General features: G+C 53.4%; 21 protein-coding genes. 13 read left to right on the forward strand and 8 right to left on the reverse strand.

Annotated features, from left to right (window positions below; translation table 11 throughout):
- Positions 1-11: 11 nt before the first annotated feature.
- Positions 12-1,409: a Fe-S cluster assembly protein SufB gene (gene sufB, locus KI379_RS03250; protein WP_076170496.1), complete on the forward strand. Its 1,398-nt coding sequence runs from the start codon at positions 12-14 to the stop codon at positions 1,407-1,409.
- A 230-nt stretch (positions 1,410-1,639) separates the two neighbouring features.
- Here sufB and KI379_RS03255 read toward each other — a convergent pair whose 3' ends face one another.
- Together KI379_RS03255 and moaD are read right to left on the reverse strand one after the other, a co-directional pair.
- Positions 1,640-2,689, reverse strand: coding sequence for an HD-GYP domain-containing protein (locus tag KI379_RS03255; RefSeq protein ID WP_076170495.1), 1,050 nt, complete (start codon positions 2,687-2,689; stop codon positions 1,640-1,642).
- Between the two features lie 89 nt (positions 2,690-2,778).
- Positions 2,779-3,507, reverse strand: coding sequence for a molybdopterin converting factor subunit 1 (moaD, locus tag KI379_RS03260; RefSeq protein WP_212982769.1), 729 nt, complete (start codon positions 3,505-3,507; stop codon positions 2,779-2,781).
- A 130-nt stretch (positions 3,508-3,637) separates the two neighbouring features.
- Here moaD and KI379_RS03265 point away from each other — a divergent pair, with 130 nt between their 5' ends.
- The 10 genes from KI379_RS03265 (at position 3,638) to KI379_RS03310 (ending at position 13,152) form a co-directional block, all read left to right on the forward strand.
- Positions 3,638-5,074 carry a bifunctional metallophosphatase/5'-nucleotidase gene (locus KI379_RS03265; protein WP_373309575.1) on the forward strand — a complete coding sequence of 479 codons (1,437 nt, stop codon included), beginning with the start codon at positions 3,638-3,640 and terminating at the stop codon, positions 5,072-5,074.
- A 21-nt stretch (positions 5,075-5,095) separates the two neighbouring features.
- The gene (locus KI379_RS03270; protein WP_212982771.1) at positions 5,096-5,923 is read left to right on the forward strand and encodes an undecaprenyl-diphosphate phosphatase; all 828 of its coding nucleotides are present in this window, start codon (positions 5,096-5,098) and stop codon (positions 5,921-5,923) included.
- 134 nt (positions 5,924-6,057) lie between these two features.
- A complete protein-coding gene (locus tag KI379_RS03275) occupies positions 6,058-7,140 on the forward strand; it encodes an HD-GYP domain-containing protein (RefSeq protein WP_244879342.1) in 1,083 nt (360 codons plus the stop codon).
- Positions 7,141-7,437: 297 nt separating this feature from the next.
- Entirely contained in the window at positions 7,438-8,571 is a 1,134-nt protein-coding gene (gene yfkAB / locus KI379_RS03280) for a radical SAM/CxCxxxxC motif protein YfkAB (protein ID WP_144025420.1), read from the forward strand.
- 16 nt (positions 8,572-8,587) lie between these two features.
- Positions 8,588-9,949, forward strand: a complete 1,362-nt coding sequence (locus KI379_RS03285; protein ID WP_076170489.1) for a hemolysin family protein — start codon at positions 8,588-8,590, stop codon at positions 9,947-9,949.
- Positions 9,950-9,959: 10 nt separating this feature from the next.
- Entirely contained in the window at positions 9,960-10,991 is a 1,032-nt protein-coding gene (gene ytvI, locus KI379_RS03290) for a sporulation integral membrane protein YtvI (protein WP_076170488.1), read from the forward strand.
- A gap of 245 nt (positions 10,992-11,236) precedes the next feature.
- Positions 11,237-11,479, forward strand: coding sequence for a spore coat associated protein CotJA (locus KI379_RS03295; protein WP_076170487.1), 243 nt, complete (start codon positions 11,237-11,239; stop codon positions 11,477-11,479).
- Entirely contained in the window at positions 11,463-11,738 is a 276-nt protein-coding gene (locus KI379_RS03300; protein WP_076170486.1) for a spore coat protein CotJB, read from the forward strand. The genes KI379_RS03295 and KI379_RS03300 overlap by 17 nt, the downstream gene beginning before the upstream one ends.
- A gap of 34 nt (positions 11,739-11,772) precedes the next feature.
- The gene (locus KI379_RS03305; protein WP_076170485.1) at positions 11,773-12,342 is read left to right on the forward strand and encodes a manganese catalase family protein; all 570 of its coding nucleotides are present in this window, start codon (positions 11,773-11,775) and stop codon (positions 12,340-12,342) included.
- 123 nt (positions 12,343-12,465) lie between these two features.
- Positions 12,466-13,152: an HAD family hydrolase gene (locus KI379_RS03310; protein WP_089545808.1), complete on the forward strand. Its 687-nt coding sequence runs from the start codon at positions 12,466-12,468 to the stop codon at positions 13,150-13,152.
- Positions 13,153-13,211: 59 nt separating this feature from the next.
- Here KI379_RS03310 and KI379_RS03315 read toward each other — a convergent pair whose 3' ends face one another.
- Genes KI379_RS03315 through KI379_RS03340 form a run of 6 tightly spaced genes read right to left on the reverse strand, consistent with a single transcriptional unit; the run spans position 13,212 to position 19,856 of the window.
- Positions 13,212-14,345, reverse strand: a complete 1,134-nt coding sequence (locus KI379_RS03315) for a YheC/YheD family endospore coat-associated protein (RefSeq protein WP_089545809.1) — start codon at positions 14,343-14,345, stop codon at positions 13,212-13,214.
- Complete coding sequence (locus KI379_RS03320; protein ID WP_212982772.1) at positions 14,327-14,848, reverse strand: GNAT family N-acetyltransferase; 522 nt, start codon at positions 14,846-14,848, stop codon at positions 14,327-14,329. Before KI379_RS03320 ends, KI379_RS03315 begins: the two co-directional genes overlap by 19 nt.
- A gap of 22 nt (positions 14,849-14,870) precedes the next feature.
- Positions 14,871-15,977: a YheC/YheD family endospore coat-associated protein gene (locus tag KI379_RS03325; protein WP_076170808.1), complete on the reverse strand. Its 1,107-nt coding sequence runs from the start codon at positions 15,975-15,977 to the stop codon at positions 14,871-14,873.
- Positions 15,978-15,979: 2 nt separating this feature from the next.
- Positions 15,980-17,356, reverse strand: coding sequence for a YheC/YheD family endospore coat-associated protein (locus KI379_RS03330; RefSeq protein ID WP_076170481.1), 1,377 nt, complete (start codon positions 17,354-17,356; stop codon positions 15,980-15,982).
- Complete coding sequence (locus KI379_RS03335; RefSeq protein WP_212982773.1) at positions 17,356-18,477, reverse strand: YheC/YheD family endospore coat-associated protein; 1,122 nt, start codon at positions 18,475-18,477, stop codon at positions 17,356-17,358. The genes KI379_RS03330 and KI379_RS03335 overlap by 1 nt, the downstream gene beginning before the upstream one ends.
- Before the next feature lie 11 nt (positions 18,478-18,488).
- On the reverse strand, positions 18,489-19,856 hold the full coding sequence (locus KI379_RS03340) for a YheC/YheD family endospore coat-associated protein (protein WP_076170479.1): 1,368 nt from the start codon (positions 19,854-19,856) through the stop codon (positions 18,489-18,491).
- Between the two features lie 291 nt (positions 19,857-20,147).
- Between KI379_RS03340 and KI379_RS03345 the strand changes: the two genes are divergently transcribed.
- Together KI379_RS03345 and KI379_RS03350 are read left to right on the forward strand one after the other, a co-directional pair.
- Positions 20,148-20,495, forward strand: coding sequence for a YlbF family regulator (locus tag KI379_RS03345; protein ID WP_089545814.1), 348 nt, complete (start codon positions 20,148-20,150; stop codon positions 20,493-20,495).
- An 84-nt stretch (positions 20,496-20,579) separates the two neighbouring features.
- The gene (locus KI379_RS03350; protein WP_212982774.1) at positions 20,580-20,867 is read left to right on the forward strand and encodes a hypothetical protein; all 288 of its coding nucleotides are present in this window, start codon (positions 20,580-20,582) and stop codon (positions 20,865-20,867) included.
- Positions 20,868-20,958 lie beyond the last annotated feature (91 nt).

Consider the following 20,958-nt stretch of genomic DNA (forward strand, 5'->3'; position numbering starts at 1 on the left):
GCTGAATACTCATGGCCAAAAAAGCGCCTGAAATAGAAGAGTATAAATACGGATTCCGCGACGAACATAAAGCGGTATTCCAAACCGGTAAAGGACTTACCCGTGAGATTGTTACCGAAATTTCCAAAATCAAAAACGAGCCGGAATGGATGCTTGAATTCCGTCTGAAATCATTGGAGCAGTTCGAGAAAATGCCAATGCCTCGCTGGGGCGGCGACCTGGATGAACTGGACTTCAACGATATCCAGTACTATGTAAGACCTTCCGAGAAGCAAGGAAAGACGTGGGAAGAAGTACCGGCTGAGATCAAAGAAACCTTTGACAAGCTGGGTATTCCGGAAGCCGAGCAGAAATTCCTGGCCGGTGTATCCGCCCAGTATGAATCCGAAGTTGTGTATCACAACATGCAGAAAGACCTGGAAGACCAAGGGGTTATCTTCATGGATACCGACACGGCGCTGAAAGAGCATCCTGAAATTTTCAGAGAGCACTTTGCGACTGTCGTTCCTCCTACCGATAACAAATTTGCTGCGCTGAACAGTGCGGTATGGTCCGGCGGAAGCTTCATTTACGTTCCAAAAGGCGTTAAATGTGAAATCCCGCTGCAGGCTTACTTCCGGATTAATTCCGAGAACATGGGCCAATTCGAACGTACGCTGATCATTGCGGACGAAGACAGCTTCGTGCATTATGTCGAAGGCTGTACCGCTCCAATCTACAGCACGAACTCGCTGCACAGTGCGGTCGTTGAGATCATCTGTAAGAAAAACGCACGCGTGCGTTATACGACGATCCAAAACTGGGCGCCGAACATCTACAACCTTGTTACCAAACGGGCGGTAGCTGAAGAGAACGCCACGATGGAATGGGTAGACGGCAACATCGGCTCCAAACTGACGATGAAATATCCGGCAGTGCTGCTGAAAGGACGCGGCGCGAAAGGTATGGTGCTGTCCATTGCGGTTGCAGGCAAAGGCCAGCATCAGGATGCAGGCGCTAAGATGATTCACTTGGCTCCGGATACGACGTCCACGATCGTATCGAAGTCGATCAGTAAGCACGGCGGCAAGGTCACCTACCGTGGTCTCGCTTCCTTCGGCCGCAACGCGGAAGGCGCGAAAGCCAACATCAAGTGCGATACGCTGATCCTGGATAACGAGTCCACTTCGGACACGATTCCGTACAACGAGATCAAGAACGACAACATCGTTCTGGAGCACGAAGCGACGGTATCCAAGGTATCGGAAGATCAGCTCTTCTACTTGATGAGCCGTGGTCTCACCGAAGCCGAGGCGACGCAAATGATCGTTATGGGCTTCATCGAGCCGTTCACGAAGGAGCTCCCAATGGAATACGCGGTCGAAATGAACCGCCTGATCAAGTTCGAGATGGAAGGCTCCATCGGTTAATAGTAAGCAGACAAAGCGTGTTCTGCGCAGCCGTTACGGCGGCTTCGCGGGGCACGCTTTTTTATTAGTATAAGAGAGTATAAACTTCGGAGACTCGGCATCCTTTATATCGCAAGAAAAGCTTCGGATAAACACGGCCTGTCTTCTATGAAAGTACGTCGATAGACGGTTTTTTCTGGCCATCATTAAAAAGAAGCCCTCAACCGAGGGCTTCTTTTGCATTGAACGGGTTACATATAAATTTGATCGATGGCAATATTCCGGTCAGAGGACAGATCAATGAACCGGTCCTTGGTCTTCACAAGCGGACGGAAGAAATCCGCCGGATTGGTCATGATAATGGTGCCGGTTTCCCCGGAAGTCAGGGTGACCCGTTTGCCGATAAAGTTCGGGAGCATATGGCTGATAAATGCCTGGGTTGCCCGGGGGCTCAGCTTACCGAAGCTGAGGCTGTACAGCTCGCGGAGCACGGTCAGCAGTTCCTGCTTCGTCTGATACACACGGTTCGTTGTCATCGCACTAAACACGTCGGCCACCGCGGTAATCCGCGAAAAAGGATGGACTTCAAGTTCGCCGCACTGGTGGGGATACCCGCTCCCGTCGTCACGTTCATGATGCTGCAGCGCGACCAGCGCGGGAATTTCATCGTTGGTGGAGCTTCGGATGATATCGTAACCGTAGACGGTATGACGCTTCATTTCTTCAAATTCTTCCGGCGTAAGCTTGCCGGGTTTGTACAGCAGCTCGGCGGGGACGAGGCATTTGCCGATGTCATGCAAAAAACCCGCTTTTCCGGCTGCGTAGGCCTCCTCGGGAGCATACCCGAGCCAGGTAGATATGTAGTAGGAAAGAATGCCGACCTGAACGGAATGTTGGTATGTATATTCGTCTTCCGGATTGATGGACAAGAGGAGGGAGACCACGTCGGTATGGGTGCTGAGCCGGTCCACCAGCGGCTCCATAATGTCATTGACGACGGTCGTGTTGATCCGGCCTGTCGAAAGGGCTTCCAGATACAGCGACTCAAACCCTTCCACCGCTTGTCCAACCTGTTCTTCCACCTTGGAAGCAGGTTGACCGGAAAGGAACGGTGATGAAGCGGTCGGCTCATCCGGCCGGGAGGGGTCAACCTCCACATAAGCGATGCCATGCTGAATCAGCTTGCTGATCTCTTCAAGCTTCAGTTCCTTCCCTTTGTGGAGCACATGAAGCCCGATATCGTTAAACGTATCGGCTTGAAGCCGATCACCGGGCCGTAATTCCGTGACATGAACTCTCAAAACTGATCGTCACCTCATTGTTCAGATTGGAACCTATTGTTTTGAAATCTATATTAGCAAGAAAAATATGGATTATCAACGAACTCTTCTTAGACGGAAGGAGGGAGCGTCGGGTCCCACGGCCCCTTTTGATGTCCCTTCCATTCCGACCCGTCCTCCCAAATTTCCTTCTTCCAAATGGGCACGGACTGTTTGAGCTTCTCAATCGCATACCGGCTCGCTTCATAACAAGCCTCCCGGTGCCCGGTCGATACCGCGATGATGACGCTGATCTCTTTCACGTCGACTGTACCGATCCGGTGCGAAATCGCACAGCGCGTGCCCGGCCAACGTTCGGCGATTTCACGGCCGATCAATTCAAGCTGCGCCAGTGCCATCGGGATATACGCATCGTATTCCAAGTGAACGGTGCGCTGCTCACCCGTCATTTCCCGGGTTGTCCCGACAAAAGACAGCGTGGCGCCATGGTTGTCGTCCAGCACCTTGGACGTCACTTCATCAACGGACAGCGGCTGATCGGTAATACAGTATAAGCCGTCTGCTGATGTTTCCTGTACTGAGCTACTTCCGTCTCCGCCCGATACGGGCGGAATCAGGGCGACTTCGTCACCTTCCGTAATAAGCGCGTCACCCGGCGCATAATTCTGATTAACGGCAACAAAAGAAACGGAGATCTGCGCGGCAGCCTCCGGGTATAATTCGGTCAGCTTTTGTTTCAAGCCGTCGGCTGTGATGGATTCCCCTTCGACGGACAAAGGTAAAACAGAGGTTTGGAGCCGTTCTGCAAGACCGGCAAACAATCGAATATCAAGCTGCATTTCTTTCTCTCCTCGGGCGTGGTAGTTCATGTCTTCAATATACCATATCCACCTTGAAAATGTTATGCTTATCCCTAGGAGCATTTGGGCCTAACAAGGCGAGAACAGTGAAAGGGGAGGTTACCCAATGATGCTGCAGAACCAGGCAAAATCGATTACAATCCTGCATACGAATGATATACACAGCCACTTTGAAACGGTTAGTTCCATTGCAGCCCTGGCTGCCGCCGAACGCGCTCAGGCGGCGGAGAGTCCTCTTTTACTGGTGGATATAGGAGATCATATGGACCGGACGGCCGTCGAAACCGAGGGGACGATGGGCCAGACGAACATCGACATATTGAATTTAACGGGATACGAGGCGGTGACGATCGGGAACAATGAGGGGCTGACATTTACCCCGGACGTCCTGGAACGCCTTTATGCGGGCCTGCAGTCCCCGGTTATTTGCTGCAACATCCATGAGCAGCCCAGCTCGGCGCCGCCCGCATGGATGAAGAAACGCGTCATTCTGGACAAGGACGGGATCCGGATCGGGCTGACGGGAGCTACGGCTCCGTTCGCCGACTTCTACAAACTGCTCGGCTGGGATGCCCTGGAGCCGCTGCAAGCGTTGCAGGAGCAGGTGGAGGCGCTGCGGCCGGAGGCCGATATCGTGATCGTTTTATCCCACCTCGGGCTGTCTACCGACCGGCTGATGGCAGAACGGATTCCGGGTATCGACCTGATTCTCGGCGGGCATACCCACCATTTGCTGGAAGAGCCGCTGCGGATTGGTGATACGGTGCTGTGCGCAGCGGGAAAGTACGGTCAATACGTCGGTAAGGTCGTCATGACTCAACAGGATGACGGCCGTTTCCGTGTCATCGAGGGAGGATGCCAGCCGGTCGATACCGGCCTTCTGGATGAAACGGTTTCCCGGGCCCTTGGAATTCATCGCGAGCGGGCCGAAGAAGCCCTGAAAGAGCCTGTGGCGGTTACGGACCGGCCGCTGTCCCTGACGCATACGGGAGAATCGCCGTTCGGCAATTTGCTGGCGCAGTCGGTCCGCCAGTTTACCGGCGCGGAGCTGTCGCTCGTCAACACGGGGCAGCTGCTGGGCGATCTGCCGGAAGGGGAAATTACGGCGGGACTCCTTCACGAGCTCTGCCCATCTCCGATTAATCCCTGCGTGATCAGCCTCAAAGGGGAGCATATCCGGCGAAGCCTGGAGGAGAGCCTCCTGCCGGAATATTGGAGCAAGGAAATCCGGGGATTCGGGTTCCGCGGCAATGTTCTCGGCAATATCGCGGTGGACGGAATTGAAGTCTTGTACGATCCAAGCCGCATCCCTTATGATAGGATTGTTCAAATTTCGCTTCAGGGGGAGCCGCTGCGGGACGACCGGATGTACACTGTTGGAACGTTGGACATGTTTACATTCGGGACGGGATACGAGCAGATTTCTCGGGGGGAAGATCCGAAATACTTGCTTCCCGAGTTTTTGCGGGACCTGCTGAGACTTGAGCTCCAGCGTCCCGGAAGTCTGGATACCTGCGGCAAGCACCGTTGGATCGAGGTTGTTTAAGAAGGACCAGAGGAGGAAGAAATGGATACCATTACTGCAATTATCTTGGGGATTGTGGAGGGGGTTACGGAATTTATTCCGGTCTCTTCAACGGGGCACATGATATTGACGTCCAAGCTCTTGGGCTATGATGAGCAGGACCCCATTATGAAAACCTTTGAAATCGTCATTCAGCTGGGGGCCATTCTGGCGATCGCCCTCGTCTATTGGAGACGGATTCTGGATCTGCTGGGCATCAAACGGACCATGCCCGAATCCGGAAGCCTGCGGTCCGGCAAAAAGCTGAATCTGCTGCATGTTATCATCGGGATCGCCCCTGCACTCATCGTGGCCTTTTTTGCCAGGGACTTTATCAAGAGCCTGTTTAGCGCAAATACGGTGATCTGGGCGCTGGTCGTGGGCGGGATCTTCATGATTTTTGCCGAGTGGTTTAACAAGTCCAAAGCCAGAATCACCGCCGAAACGATGGATGACCTGTCGTACAAGCAGGTGCTGTTGATCGGGCTTTATCAAATTTTATCTGTCGTATGGCCGGGATTTTCGCGTTCGGGATCCACGATTTCCGGAGGGATGCTGAGCGGGGCAAGCTACAAGGCGTCGGCCGATTTCTCGTTTCTGATCGCGATTCCGATCATGTGCGCCGCTTCCGGCTATGAAATGCTGGATTCTTACAAGTATATGACCAAGGATACGATCGGCATGTTCGTTATCGGATTTATCGTAGCTTTTGTGGTGGCCTATGTCGTTGTGCTTGCTTTTATGAAATTGATTCAAAAAATTCGTCTGACCCATTTCGCCATTTACCGGTTTGTGCTTGCCGCCGTGTTCTGGCTGTTCGTTATGCGCTGATTCAAGAACCGTAATGTGATGGACTAATTCCGCATAGCGTGAATGGGCTACATAGGATGGCATGGGGAAACTAGGTAAACGGACCTGGGAAGCAATAACCGGGCGGCCGTGATTTTAGGCAGGAGTGGATCGTGTTGCGTTTGGTACCCGTTCCGATGCTGCAGCAGGGAATGAAAATCGGCAAAAAGATATACAGCGACGAGGGTGTTGTGCTTCTCGCGGAAGGCGTGGAGCTCACCTCCTTGCTGATCAGCCGCCTGCAAAAGCTGGACATCGGTTATATTTATGTGGAAGATCATCTGACGGAAGGCATCGATATTCCCGAAATGCTCCGGGAGGAAACGAGGCGTCAGGCTCTTCAGAAGATTCGCGTCAATTTTCAGCGGTTATCCGAAGCCTCCCCGATTACTGGAGGGTATCACCATCTCGGAAAGCAGTTCTCCAAGGTGATGGAGTCCATCCTTGAGGATGTCAGTTCCCAGGAGGACTGCATGATCATGCTGATGGACATGAATACCGCAGATCATTACTTATATAAGCATTCCTTAAATGTGTGTGTATATTCACTTGTGCTGGGGATTGCGAGCGGTTATACGCAGGACCAGCTGATGGTGCTGGGGCTGGGCTCCCTGCTGCATGACATCGGAAAAACCCAAATTCCCCAAAAAGTGCTGTTCAAGCCGCAAAAGCTGGATGATGAGGAATTCCGTCTCATGCAGGCGCATGCCCAAATCGGCTTTAAAATCCTGAAGGACGAGCCGAATATTCCGCTCCTGGCCGCGCACTGCGCCTTTCAGCATCATGAACGTATGAATGGATCAGGTTATCCGCGCGGCATCAAGGGTGATGATATTCACGAATATGCCCAGTGGGTGGCGCTCGCCGACTCCTACGATGCGATGACCTCGCACAGGGTGTACCGGCCTGCGATGCTTCCGCATCAGGCTGCTGAAGTGCTGTACGGCGGGGCAGGTACCTTGTACGACCAAAAGAAGCTGGAGCTGTTCCGGGATAAAGTGGCGATCTATCCGCCCGGCTTGTCGGTCAAGTTGAGTACCGGGGAGATGGGAGTGGTGTCGAAAATTCACGCCCATATGCCCCATCGTCCCGTGGTCCGCATCTTGCAGGATCCGGAAGGGGTGCCGCTGCTGGCACCTTACGAGGTGGACTTGTCCCAGTCGCTCTCCGTTATTATTGACGGCGTTCTCGGGGATTAGGGAGAGCAGGAATTAGGATGTGTCATGACCGGAAGACCCATAAAGCGAGCGGTATCGGGCAGTAATGGATGCAGTGGAAATTCGATTTCCCTGCTGCCCGCAGGAGCCGCCGTTTAGGGGTCTTTTTTCTTCTTGTCCCGGCATACCTATTCAGACAGAGAGATTTTTCGCGCTTCATGGTATGATAGAAGGAATGACATATTCATCCTGAGACAACCGGACTGCGCTGGGTCTGGAAAATAAAGGTTACACAAAAACCGTGTTTTGGGTTAAATAAAGAAATAAGGTGAGTAAATAATGAATACTGTAAATACCCGGGGAGCCCTTGCCCCCTTATCTCCGAGCAATGATCCATGGGATCCGATTGAATCCCTTCGTACATATGGCCGGCATGTGCTGACCAGTGTCGAAATGACGGTAACGCATTTGTGCAATATGCGCTGCGAGCACTGTGCGGTCGGCGATATGCTCGTTATGAAAGAGGCAGAATTTCTTCCGCTGGATTTGATGCTGCGGCGTCTGGACGAAGTCGAGCATCTGCAGACGATCAGCCTGACCGGAGGCGAGCCCTCCTTCCGGGAGAAGACGGTGAAAGAGGTGATCGTCCCTCTGCTCAAATATGCTCAGGACCGGGGAGTCCGCACGCAGATCAACTCCAATTTGACGCTGGATATCAGCAGATATGAGGCGATGCTGCCGTACCTTGACGTGATGCATATTTCGTTCAACTATTTGAACGGAGACGATTTCCATGAGGTGGGCTTCGCCAACAGCAACCATCCGGTTCCGAAGGAAACCGCCTACCGCATGTATGACAAAATGATGGAGAACGCCCTGAAGCTGAGCGAAGCGGGCATGTTCATTTCGGCGGAGTCCATGATTAATTACCGGACGCATACAAAGCTTGCAGGAATTCACAAACTAATAGGGGAAATGGGCTGCCGCCGCCATGAAGTGCACCCGATGTATGCCTCCAATTTTGCCACGGAGCTTCCGATGCTTTCTTTGGATGAGACACGCAAGGCGATCCACAGCTTGCTGGATGTTCGCGATCCGCAGATGTGGATGCTGTTCGGAACGCTCCCGTTCTTCGCGTGCAGCGATATTCACGAGGATCTGAAGCTGATCCGCAGGCTTGCGGATGCACCGAACGTTACCGTGCGCAACGATCCTGACGGCCGCAACCGCGTCAACGTCAATTTGTTCTCGGGCGACGTCTATGTCACCGACTTTTCCGATATTCCGGCGTTCGGCAATATTCAAACCGGCCGCCTCGACGACATCTTTAATGCGTGGCAGACCGGGCATCCGCTGAATAAGACCGTGAACTGCCATTGCGACGCTGCGGGCTGCTGCGGACCGAATCTGCTCGTGAAGGACATGTATTATAAAGATACCGATTTTACCGTGAAAAAAGCGAACTTATTATAGAAATGGGGCGTTGTCATTGGACGGGGAGTTAGAAATAGGCAAACTGCTTTTAAACCTCTTTTTTGTTCTGCTGCTGGTATTTTTTAACGGCGTGTTTGTGGCCGCCGAATTTTCGCTTGTAAAAATGAGGCAGTCCCGGCTGACGCAGCTGGTCAGCGAAGGCAACCGGCTGGCTGGCTATGCGCTCCGGGTGAACAACAAACTGGACGCTTATTTGTCCGCTACCCAATTCGGCATTACGCTGGCATCCCTCGGTCTCGGCTGGATCGGGGAGCCGGCCATTTCGGAACTACTGGTAGAGCCTTTGATGTATAAAATGGGCGTTACCGACAGAACGCTCATCGCCACCGTATCCGTGGTGCTCGGGTTCTGTGTCATTACTTTCTTACATATCGTGCTTGGGGAACTGGCCCCCAAGTCGCTTGCCATTCAGAAAACGGAAGGGGCCGCCCTGCTGCTGTCCGCACCGCTGATGGCCTTTTATAAAATATTTTTTCCTTTCATTTGGCTGCTCAACGCTTCCGCCAACGGATTGCTGCGCTTGTTCGGCGTTCATCCGGCCAGCGAAGCAGAAGCTGCGCATTCTGAAGAGGAGATCCGCATATTAATGAATCAGAGCGCCAAAAGCGGGGTCATCGATAAGGACGAGATGAAGCTGATGGACAACATCTTCGAGTTCTCCGACCTGCTGGCGCGCGAAATTATGCTCCCACGGACGGATATGGACTGCCTGTACACGACGAATACACTGGAAGAGAATCTGCAGATTATCAGTGATACGAAGCATTCCCGTTATCCTGTCGCCGTGGAGGACAAGGACCAGATTATCGGATTTGTGCATATTACCGATTTTCTCCTGGCCGACGCCGAGCATCAGAAGGAGCTGACCTCGCTGGTCCGTCCGATTCTGAACGTGCCGGAGTCGATGGAAATCAGCCATGTGCTGCGCCTTATGCAGAAGAAGCATGCCCAGCTGACGCTGGTGGTCGACGAATACGGCGGCACGGCCGGCATGCTGACGGCCGAAGAGATCCTCGAAGAAATCGTCGGGGAGCTCTATGACGAATTTGAGGACGAGCGTCCCGATGTCGAAATCCAGGAAGATGTCATCTCGGTTGACGGGCGGATGCTGATCGAGGATGTCAACGATCTGACCGGCGTCATCATTGAGGATGATGAGGTTGATTCGATCGGCGGCTGGCTGTTCAAGGAGCTGGAAGGCAATCCGGTAAAAGGCAAAAAGGTCCAGGTGAGCAATTTCGTGTTTGAGGTCGAGGAATCGACCAAGCTCCGGATTACCCGGGTTAACATTCACCGCGTTGCCGATACGGAAGTCATCGACGAGGAGGAACAGGAAGGGACGGATAACGGGGATTAAGGAGTGAAGCATGACTGGCAAACAGCTGGTGTTCGTCGGTGTGGGACTGCTCCTGCTGTATTTGCTGTTTACGGCAGGCGCCCCTTTTGTACTGGCTGCGCTCGTGGCCGTTTCGCTGGAGCCGATCAACCGGATGCTGATCGGGAGGCTGAAATGGAACCGTGTCGCTGCCGCTTCGCTTACATGTACGTTGTTTATGCTCATGATTCTTCTTTTGGTGTACATGCTGGGTTTTCAGGTTTTCGCCCAGCTGCTGGAATACTGGAAGAATGCGCCGGCATATTTTGCGTCGGCCGACGATTTCGTGCAGACGACGCTGATCCAGGCGAGAGGGCTGTTTGACCGGTTTCAGCCGGAGCTGGCCGAGAGCCTGAGGGAAATGCTGACCAATCTGACGTCATACGCCGAGTCGCTCATCAACTCGTTGTCGTCAACCTTTTTATCTTTTGCCAAGGGCATCCCGGGCACGTTCGTGTTTTTGGTGGTTTTCTTTGTCGCTGTCTATCTGTTCAGCTTTGGACTGGAGACGATCAAGGCAGGGATTCTATCCCTGTTCGAGGAGGAGACCCAAGACCAGATCAACGAGGTGCTGCACAGCCTAAAACGGTCCATCTTCGGCTTTATTCAGGCCCAGATGATCCTGAGCGCTTTTACTTATGTATTGACCCTCACGGGGTTGCTCATCCTCGACATTCATTACCCGCTGGCGATCGCCCTGCTGATCATGGTCGTCGATATTTTGCCGATTCTGGGGGTCGGCTCGGTGCTGATTCCCTGGGCGGTATACCTGTTTATCGTGGGCGACTCTTATACCGGCTTTGGGCTGATGCTGCTGTTTGGGGTCATTACGATTGCCCGCCGGGTGGTCGAGCCCAAAATTATCGGCGATTCGGTCGGCATCGGCGCTCTGTCGGCTCTGGTGAGCATGTATATCGGCTTCAAGCTCGTCGGTGTGATCGGCGTATTTATCGGCCCGCTGGTGGTCATTATTTATTCGGCGGTCCGGAAAGCGGGACTGTTCCAGATCAAGATCAGATTTTAAAAGTTCATCATCTCATTGAAGGCTCGCGCTTCATCCAGCGCTTCGACAGAAGCTGCTAGAGTCCTTTACACTGACCCCTTGGCGGTAAATCGACCGCAAATCAGGGGTCTTTTTGTTGTCCCATGAACTTTTTTGTTCAGATTCCGCGGATGGGTCATATGTTTAATTACGAAGAGTGTCTGATTTTTCGCCTTCTCGAGGGAAATCAGCGACTTTAGTATGGACAACAAAAGGAGGAGCAAGTGGTGAACTCACAGGTACGAGTGTATAAGCCTTTCATTGGCCCGTTTGATCCGTGCCCGCCGCTGCCTTACAGGACGTACGTCGTCCCGCCCAACCAGTATATCGTGTTCCAGCCTCTGGACTGGCCGCAATTCAGCCTCGCCGAGGCGCTGAAGCTGGGAACGCTTTGGCCGAACCTTTACAGCCCTTATGAATCTAAAGGCAAAAGAGTGGAGGAGGTGGGGAGTGATGGAGAACCAGTCTAAACCGGCGGTGGATCAGCGCTATTACGAGCTGCTTGAAAAGCTGCAGATGATCGATTTCGCCTTGGTCGAGCTGAATCTGTTCCTGGATACGCATCCGGACGATTTAAAAAGCATCGAGCAGTACAACCGGCTCGCCCAGGAGCGGATCCCGATCGTCCGGGAGTTTCAGGAATCCTATGGACCGTTGATGCATTTCGGCCATGCCTATTCGAAGTTCCCGTTTGAATGGCCGCAGGCCCCGTGGCCATGGCAGGTGTAACCGGCAAAGAATCTAAAGGAGGCGAATGTCCCGCATGTGGATATATGAAAAAAAGCTGCAGTATCCGGTCAGGGTCGGCAAGTGTGATCCATATATGGCCCGGTTGCTGCTGGAGCAATACGGTGGTGCCGACGGGGAATTGGCCGCTGCCTTGAGATATTTGAATCAACGGTACACCATCCCGGATAAGGTCATCGGCATTCTCAACGACATCGGCACGGAGGAATTTGCCCATCTGGAAATGATTGCCACTATGGTTTATAAATTGACAAAAGATGCGACGCCGGATCAGCTGAAGGCGGCCGGACTCGCAGACCACTATGTCAATCATGACAAAGCATTGTACTACCAAAATGCAGCCGGGGTCCCATGGACGGCGGCGTACATTCAGGCCAAAGGCGATCCGCTCGCCGATTTATATGAGGACATCGCCGCAGAAGAAAAGGCCAGGGCTACATACCAGTGGCTGATTGACATGACGGATGACGTGGATCTGCAGGACGGACTGAAGTTCCTTCGGGAGCGGGAAATCGTCCATTCGACCCGGTTCCGGGAGGCCGTGGAGATCATTAAAGATGACCGGGGTAAAAAACGGTTCTTCTAAAGGTTAACCTTTTTTATGAACGACCGAAGTTTACAAGGCTTGGCACTTCCCTTATCATAGGCATGTAATTGGGTGATACTGAGTATTACGCATTAAAGCAGGCAATGAAAGGGAAGATAACCGATGGACAAAGAGAAGACATTGAACAAGCCGCAGGCGATATTGTTCGACATGGACGGCACGCTGTTCAAAACCGAATCGCTGCTGCTGCCGGCCCATCAGCGGTTGTTCGACAAGCTGCGGGAGGAGGGGCTTTATACTGCACCGACGCCTCCGGCGGAACGGATGATGGGCAGTCTCGGGATGCTGCTGGAAGACATTTGGAAAGTAGTCATGCCGGACGGAAGCGAACGTGCCCATGCACGTGCTAACGAGCTCCTTCTCCAGCTGGAATTGGAGGGGCTCAAGGCAGGGAACACCGAGCTCTATCCCGGCGTGAAGGAAACGCTGGCACGATTGAAGGAGCAGGGCGTGCGCCTGTATGTAGCAAGCAACGGGCTGGAGCATTACGTAAAAGGGATCGCGGAGGCCCACGGCATGCTGGACCTTTTTGACGGCCTGTACAGTGCCGGGGAGCACGGAACCAAATCAAAGGTGCATCTGGTGGAATTACTGCTTCAGCGCGAAGGTGTAAGCAGCGCCTGGATGGTGGGCGACCGATCTTCGGATGTGGAAGCCGGCCGGAAGAACGGCCTCGCCGTCATCGGATGCCAATATGCCGGGTTTGGAAACCCGGATGAACTGGCAGGGTCCGACGTCCTCATCAGCTCGTTCGACGAACTTCTGGGGCTGTATGCCTCATCGGTGTAAATCGGCGATGAGCCGCCTTTGAAGGGAATCATAGCTGCATATAAAGAAAACAAACCGCGCTAGAGCTGCGGTTTGTTTTCTTTAGTGTCGGCGGTTTCCGTCTTCTGCTTGTAAACCCACAGGGCGTACTCCAACGGTCTGGTAATGGCCGTGCGGTACAGTTCGGGCTCGCCGATCTGGGAGAAGACTTCCCTCGCGGGCTTGGGATTGACTTCGAGCAGGTAAATCCGCCCTTTCCGGTTGATGGCGAGATCGAGCGCCAGCTCGCACAGCGGTCCGTACTGGTGCTCCAGATAGGCGGCGATGTCCACGCCCATCTTGCCTGCCGTCGAGATCACTTCCTGCCGCTGCTCCTCATTCGTGATCCAAGAAGACAGCATTTGATGAGCGGGCACGGCTCTTCCGCCGCCGTGCAGGTTGGAGGTGACGCTCCGCGGCGCCCCCACCCGGCCGGCAATGCCGGTCAGCTGCCAATGCCCCTCCTTGTTTTTCTGCACCAGCATGCGGTAGTCATGAACCCGGCCGTCGGGAAGCTCCACGGCGATGCCTTCCTGGATCAAATACCGGTCCTTCATATTCCAGCCGCTCAGAATGGCGCCGAGCCGGGAAGCGTGGATTTTTTGCGGAGAGATGATCTTCCGCTGCTGATTCCGTCCTTGAATGTAATACTGGGAAGCAGCCTTCAATTTTTCAATCCGTAAAATACCCCGCCCGCCGGTTCCGTTGATCGGTTTTAAAAATACGACAGACCTGTTCTTCAGCATTTGGTGGACGTCTGTCAGTCCGTGATACAGGCGCGTTTCCGGCAGAAACTTCCGGAATTCCGCCTTTTTGGACAGCACCTCGTGAATGGTCCATTTGTTGCGGAGCGGTTTGTTCAGAAACAGCATCTTGCTGTACCGGCTCCGGAACTGCAGAAGCTGGGCAAAGCGGGGGCTTTTCTGGATGCGGCACCGGTCATAAATCATATCCGGGAAGTTTCTCCATCGCCGGGTCCACTTCTTTTGCTTTGCGTCGTATTCCATGGCAAAGATTTTTTTCTTGCTGTCGCTGACGTCCATCGGGGTAAACACAAATACGTCAAGTCCCAGCTTGCCGCCTTCAACGATCATTTTCTGATAGATCGGTTTTTCCTCCAAATGCTTATGCTCGTTCAGATACAGCGTCAAGATGCCTAACACGGGTAGCGGCACAGGGGATCACCTTCTTGGGTCAGAGTAATGGATGCACCATCCGGATCTCCACACGGCCCCTCCATGACCAGGGCGGGCTCTCCGGCAGCCCCCTGGTGGACGGCGACGGCGTGAAGTCCGGCGCGAAAGCACATTTTAACAAAAGGAAGCCGGCTCAGAAGAGCCTCGCATCGCATGGTGCCTAACTGCCGAAGCTGCGTGGCCAGAAGGGAGGTGCCGATCCCTCTTCCGCGGTACAGCGGATGGACGACGACGAGACACCCCTCGGTCCCGTAGCCCGATACAAAGCTGACACCGGCCAGACGTTCCCCGTCTTCGCATCGGACGGTTGCGGCCATAAGCGAGGTTCCCGGCGCAGCGAGCTGCTCCGCCGTCAATCGGGCAAGAAGAATGAACTCTGCGCGCGCCGCCTGATTTCCGCCGTGTTCAAACACAAATTTGAGAATTTTGGCGTGCTGGCGCAGCCAATCTTCACGGGTCGGGGTTATCGTTAAGATCTGCACCTGTCAATCACTTCCCTTGCGATTACATTTTAGGTTGATTGGAGAGATATTCGCTGTATTGGAAAATTCGCTTGAGAGACCGCTTCCGGATATGCGGTTCATCGAATTTCATCGGCTTGGCGTTTGCCTCAAAGAACCAGATATTTCCTAACTCGTCAATCCCGAGGTCCATCGACATCTCTCCATGTTCGTAGCCGGAAGCCTTCTCAATCTGGCGGGCGATGATGATCGCCGTCGTTCGGACGCGGTTCAAAATCACGGCCGACATCTCGGATCCGAATACATCGGACAGGAGCTTGCTGGGATCCTCGATCGTGCCGCCTCTCGGCACATGGGTCGTAATGCTCTTAGAACCCGCCATTCTGGCTCCGATACCGGTAACTCCCCATAAGCCTTTGTTGTTTTTTTGCAGCAGCGCCCTTAGGTCAAAGTGCCGGTTGTTGACGGATGCGAGCTCGATGCCCTGCTGAATAATGTAGCGTGCGCTGCCGGTTTCGCTTTTGATCCGTGCCCAGAGGCGGTACAGATTCCGCGTTTTGTACGTGGTGCTGGATCGGTGGTGCTGAACTTTGAGCCGGTAGGGAAGCAGTTTGTCCCTCTGGTATCTCAGCATCATAATGCCTTTTCCGGCTTTTCCGCTTTCGGGCTTGAGGTAGAGGCAAGGATAACGCTCAAGCATTTTCTGCAGCGTGCTCACGCTTGTGAAGCGTTTGGTTTTCGGTACCAGATGCTCCGTCGCTTTGGAGCTTCTGAGCCACTCGAACAGATGCCATTTGTTGAAAAAGTGCGGATTGAACAGCGAAATGGATGGATGTTTCATGCATTCCTTGATTTTCTGGCGCACAGCGGGCCGGAGTTCGTCTTCACGCTGCGGAATCCGGTTATAGATGACCTGGGGCAGCGGAAAATACTGCTGTTCCCAGGTCTCCTCGTCATTCAGCGTAAAACCCTTGATCCGATCCTCCGTCAGCTTCAGATCTTTAGCTGTAACTACATAGACAGGAAATCCCATTTTCTGTCCTGTCTTGACAATATCTTCAAAATTCTGTTGATTTCCCCGGAAATAACCGTGGGAATCCGACATGGTCAGGATGGCCACTACGGGTTTGTTGTCGGTATGACTCCGGATGTTCACTCCACATCCCTCCTGCGGAACTTGCTCAAATACAGGCAGTGTTCAAGAATATGCTCAACGGATGCCTTGCCTTCCGCTTTGAGGGAAGGATGGCTGAAAATGGAACGGCCCGGCTTGGCGTTCGCTTCAAACATCCACACCTTCTCGTCTTGGTCGATACCCAGGTCAAAACCGATTTCTCCAAGGAGATGCTGGTGATGAAACTCAATCGCTTCGGCCAGGGTAATCGCGACTTTTTTGGCGTTTTGCAGCACCTCGTCGGATCTGTCGCCAAAGGTCCGGCTCAATGCCTGTTCAGGAGTAAGGAGGGAGCCGCCATTCTTCAGGTGGGTCGTTACGCTGCCGCGGCCGGCCTTTTTGGCGCCGACACCGACAACAACCCATTTGTTGCTGCCGTTCTTATGCATATGGAAGCGGAAGTCAATCGGGCAGTTGTCGATTTCGACCAGCCGGATTCCCTGCTGAATGACATACGTTTCCAGGGTCCGGCCATGTCTGGATTTAAGCATCCGCATCAAGCTGTTGAAGTTGCTGAAACGAAGCAGGACGTTGCCGCCTCCCTTGCGGTAACGGGCGAAATATCCCCTTTTCGGGAGGTAAGTCAAACGATAGATGCCTTTTCCCAAGCTTCCTGCGGAAGGCTTATAGTACAGAAACTGATGCCTTTCAAGCATATCCTTGATCCGTTCCGGGGAAGGGTTGATATGGGATTCGGGCACGTACCGGTTCACCGTGTTGTCGTCTTCAAGCAGGCGGTAGATGTCGGATTTGTTGAAGAAGCTCCAGTTAAAAAACGGGATTCTCTTGCGGGTCAGCCGCTCTCTGAGCTGATTGATGGAAGAGGAGGTTTCCGCTTTCCGGCTTGGGAGGCGGTTGTAGACGACATCGGGCAGCGGAACGGTTTTACGGTAAAAGGTGCCGTTGTCGTTCAGAAAATAGCCCCGGACCGTCTCCTGCTGCCAGTTGATGTCCTTAGGCGTAAAGGCGAAAATATACGACTTCCTTTTCCCCTCGCGGAGAAGCTGTTTGATAAAATTCGTCCGGGAAGCGAACGGCTGCGATGGCGACGTGCTGGGTCCATCCGAGAGCACGCCGATCAGAGGACCGAGCTGGACTTCGTCCTCCTGGAGATTTCTCAGCATGACCCCGCCGGCGTTTGGAACGTGGATGCCGCTTCGGACACCGGAGCTGAGGAACAGATGCTTACCCGTCTTTTTTATGGGCTTAACGGTTGCGTTAACCATGTCTTTTCCCAGACGGAGCTGAATATTCTTTTTGCCGGACAGCTTGAGGCTTTTCATCAGCGAATTCGAAATGTAGACGACTTTCTCGGGCTGCTGCGAAAAATGAACATTACAAAATGTCAAACTCATCAATTTACCCTCCTAAGTTGTCGAAGCAATAAATAGCGGGCATAACGGAGCGGATTTTCCGTAGCGAGAACATCGCTGCCTGGTTCCCCAATGTGCCGGAAGGAGGTGCGCCCCGGTTTGGAATTGACTTCAAGCAGCCAGATTCTCCCTTTCGTATCAATGCCAAAATCGATACCCAGTTCTCCGAGCCGGCCATAACGGCTTTCCAGAATCGGCGGAATCTTCTCCGACAGATTATGAAGACGATCCCTTATGTGTTCTGCCCGGTCAGCCCCGAATTGTTCGGTCAGAAAAGGCAGGACAGACAGAGGTTTTCCTCCGCCGTGAAGGTTTGAGGTAATGCTGTCCGGGTTGCCCAGGCGCAGCGCCATGCCGGTATGCATCCACGAACCCGTTTCATTTTTTTGCATCAGCACTCTTACGTCAAAAGGGGCGCCGTCTGCGTTGTACAAATGCAGGAAGGGCTGAATCAGGTACGAACGGTCCCCGGTAAACCGCCGGATCCATGTTAGGCCTGAACTCGTATCGTCGAAATGCTTCACAAACGGCAGGTTGCTTGCGCTTCTTCCCCGGATCGTCAGAGATCCGTCTGCGGCATGGCGCGTGACGCGAAGCGTATTTTTTCCCTGGGATCCGCTCATCGGCTTCATGAACAGCTCGCCGTCATATTTCTCCAAGGTGCGCAGCAGTTGGCTGCTCCCGCGATAGACGGCAGTCGGGGGAAGAAACGGCAGCAGGCCAGGCTCCTTACGAAGTACTTGGTCCACATGCCCTTTCCCGGGAAGTCCGCGGGACCACAGGATCCACCTCTTCCCTGTAGGCGCGTCCGCAAGCAACCTCGCCGCTGCCCGGTATTCGTTGCCTCGATGCGGAAAACAGCGGTCGTAGACGATATCCGGAAAGGGGACCGTGGCAGCGTGCCACGCCCCATCGCTGAAGATATATCCATGGATGCTTCTCTGTCCCTCCGGCACGCCGTCAGGGCAAAAAACGACGACCTGAATACCGTATTTCCTGCCGGCCACAGCCAATCGGCGGGCGTATCCTTCTCCCGAGAAGGGAGGGGAGCCCGGTGTGGAGGAACTTAGGATTCCAATGGTTCCGATTATGGTTCTTTTCATCGCGGCACCTCCTAAAACCCTGACAAGAAGGCGCAGTATTCCAGCAGGCGTTTGACGGAAGGCCTTATTTTCTGTTCATGGAGCGGCGTATTGTCGTTTTTGGAAGGCTTGGAATTAACCTCGAGCAGCCATATTTTACCGGAGGTATCCATAGCCAGGTCGATGCCGAGTTCGCCGAAATGGGCGGGCAGCAGCGCATCCAGGCCTTTGGCGATGTCCAGCGAGGCCCGCTGCAGCTTGGCGTGTGCGGTGCTTTTCACGGCCGACGGGAGGGCGCAGCGGTTCACAGCTTCCTTTACGGTGCTGAGGGTTCCGCCTCTGGCGAGGTTCGAGACAAAATGGTTCCCGCCCGCGATCCGGGCTACGACCGAGGTCACGCTCCATTTGCCGAGCCCGTTCTTTTGGACGAGCGCACGGAAATCGATGGGCCGATTGCTGTGGTCGATGAGCGTCAAGCCTTGCTGAATTTGGTAGCGGGTGCTCTTCATCTTTCCGGAGACGTTGGTAAAAAGTTTGTTAAGATTGGGATAGCTTTGTTTTTTGGGGCCGCCCACCGATGTCGCCAAAGTTTGGTAGGTGCCGTCAGACTGCCTGGAGATCCGGATGATCCCTTTGCCGAGGCTGCCCCGCACCGGTTTCAGAAACACGACCGGATACTGGCTGCACATCTTCTTCAGGATGGAATAGCCGGTCAGCAGGTGCGATTCCGGCATCAGCCGGGATAAGGAGGAGTCCTGCTTCAGCGTGTCGAACACTTCATTTTTGTCCAAAAACTTTTCGTTGAATATGTGGCTCCCGTAGCGGGATTTTACTTCTTTCATAAAATGCTGTACGCTAGGTTTATTCTCCATTTTGCGTGTCGTCAGGCGGTTATTGATGACATCTGCGATAGGCATCGTTGTCTGGCGCCATCCGCCGTCATAGATCCAGCCCTGTATGCTGCTTGCACTCTCGGTGATGTGATTCGGAGTGAAGAAGTATACGTATGCACCCTGCTTGCGGCAGGCGTTGACGAGTTCCCTGCAGAACATGGAAATGGAACCGAACGGCTTTTCCGGCGTGTCAGGATAATCCCGGCTGATCAGGACACTGATGAGCGGACCCAGCCTGAGCGTTTTGCTGGATGGGCTGTATGCCACTCGGAGCACGGGACGGGACGCTAAGCCCATTTTGCGGGCCAGTGGCTCGCTGATGCGCAGGCCGGAATATTTTGCTGCGGAAATAACGGTGATCTCTTGTCTAAAGGAACCAAAGGACAGCTGCAGAGGCCGGTCGGTGGGAATCTTCCACTGTTTGATCAGTCTCTCGCCGAGCATGACGGTGTTTTCTTTCACAATGCCCGGGCTGAACGTTTGGACCGGTAGCTTTTTTTTGGACATCGTGGATCTCCTTCCAACAACAACTTGATGTCTACAGGGCAGATAAGGAGCATCTGCAATATTGCATGTAATGCATCATATGAGGACATATATCCCTTGGTGATTGACCCACTTTTATAAAAACCGGGATTTCAGCCCTTCATTTTTACTGAGACGGTCGGATTGATAAGCTGTGAGCAAAGCAAAAGCTTGCAATGATCGCAGGATTTACTTCCGCGGGAGTCAGCGGTCCGTCTCCCATAAAACACGCCGATTGGTAACTGCCCAAATTTAAGGAGGAAATGACAACCTATGAACATTTATGACAAAGCGCACGATTTGGCCAAAGCCCTAAAGGAAAGCTCGGAGGTCCAGGAAATCAGCTCGGCGATGAGTCTGATTGAAGCGGATCCGGAGAGCAAACAAATGCTTGAGGATTTCCGCCAGCGGCAGATGGAAATTCAGCAGCGGATGATGTCCGGGGATATGCCATCCCAGGAGGAGATGGAGAAGATGGAGAAGCTCTTCGACGTGCTCAGCCTGAACCTGAACATCCGCCGGTTGTTTGAAGCGGAGCGCCGCCTCAGCACGATCATCGAGGACGTGAACAAAATCATTTCGGACAGCCTCCAACATCTGTACGGGGGACAAAGCCTGTAGGTTGGACAAAACTTTTCTCATATTTTCGCAGACCCCTTCATAGAGTAGAAATATAGAGTTACCAAATGAAGGAGCTGCGATGAGATGAAAAAAAGAAGCAAACTGAAGCATTCCATTTACCTACTTCTCGCTCTGGCGATGCTGGTGTACGCTCTGCCCCGGATCAACTTCAGCGGCGGATGGACCTGGGCTTCCGGGTTCGGAGCGGCCTGGGCCGTGTTTGCCTTTCTGATAATCGGCTCGCACCTGCATTATTTGCTTGGGGTGGACGAAGAGAAACAAAGAGCGCTGGAGAGCATTCGTAAAGCCAAGCTGCAGCAGTGGCAGCTGAAATGGCCGGAGGAAACACAGCAGCGCCAGGAAAATGTATAAATGCGATCAAAAGCTGTCTTGCGCAATGTTATTGCGTGGAGGCGGCTTTTTTTGCGTTGTTATTTTCCGGCCTCAACCATGCTATAATAGT

Origin of the sequence: Paenibacillus cineris (assembly GCF_018333335.1) — a bacterium.
Classification (GTDB): Bacteria; Bacillota; Bacilli; order Paenibacillales; family Paenibacillaceae; genus Paenibacillus_AQ; species Paenibacillus_AQ favisporus.

What these genes read in the sequence shown, in the direction of transcription:
- sufB (WP_076170496.1), top strand. Translation starts at nt 12, where the DNA reads ATGGCCAAAAAAGCGCCTGAAATAGAAGAGTATAAATACGGATTCCGC.
- moaD (WP_212982769.1), bottom strand. Translation starts at nt 3,507, where the DNA reads ATGCAGCTTGATATTCGATTGTTTGCCGGTCTTGCAGAACGGCTCCAA.
- KI379_RS03265 (WP_373309575.1), top strand. Translation starts at nt 3,638, where the DNA reads ATGCTGCAGAACCAGGCAAAATCGATTACAATCCTGCATACGAATGAT.
- KI379_RS03270 (WP_212982771.1), top strand. Translation starts at nt 5,096, where the DNA reads ATGGATACCATTACTGCAATTATCTTGGGGATTGTGGAGGGGGTTACG.
- yfkAB (WP_144025420.1), top strand. Translation starts at nt 7,438, where the DNA reads ATGAATACTGTAAATACCCGGGGAGCCCTTGCCCCCTTATCTCCGAGC.
- ytvI (WP_076170488.1), top strand. Translation starts at nt 9,960, where the DNA reads ATGACTGGCAAACAGCTGGTGTTCGTCGGTGTGGGACTGCTCCTGCTG.
- KI379_RS03300 (WP_076170486.1), top strand. Translation starts at nt 11,463, where the DNA reads ATGGAGAACCAGTCTAAACCGGCGGTGGATCAGCGCTATTACGAGCTG.
- KI379_RS03305 (WP_076170485.1), top strand. Translation starts at nt 11,773, where the DNA reads ATGTGGATATATGAAAAAAAGCTGCAGTATCCGGTCAGGGTCGGCAAG.
- KI379_RS03310 (WP_089545808.1), top strand. Translation starts at nt 12,466, where the DNA reads ATGGACAAAGAGAAGACATTGAACAAGCCGCAGGCGATATTGTTCGAC.
- KI379_RS03330 (WP_076170481.1), bottom strand. Translation starts at nt 17,356, where the DNA reads ATGAGTTTGACATTTTGTAATGTTCATTTTTCGCAGCAGCCCGAGAAA.
- KI379_RS03335 (WP_212982773.1), bottom strand. Translation starts at nt 18,477, where the DNA reads ATGAAAAGAACCATAATCGGAACCATTGGAATCCTAAGTTCCTCCACA.
- KI379_RS03340 (WP_076170479.1), bottom strand. Translation starts at nt 19,856, where the DNA reads ATGTCCAAAAAAAAGCTACCGGTCCAAACGTTCAGCCCGGGCATTGTG.
- KI379_RS03345 (WP_089545814.1), top strand. Translation starts at nt 20,148, where the DNA reads ATGAACATTTATGACAAAGCGCACGATTTGGCCAAAGCCCTAAAGGAA.
- KI379_RS03350 (WP_212982774.1), top strand. Translation starts at nt 20,580, where the DNA reads ATGAAAAAAAGAAGCAAACTGAAGCATTCCATTTACCTACTTCTCGCT.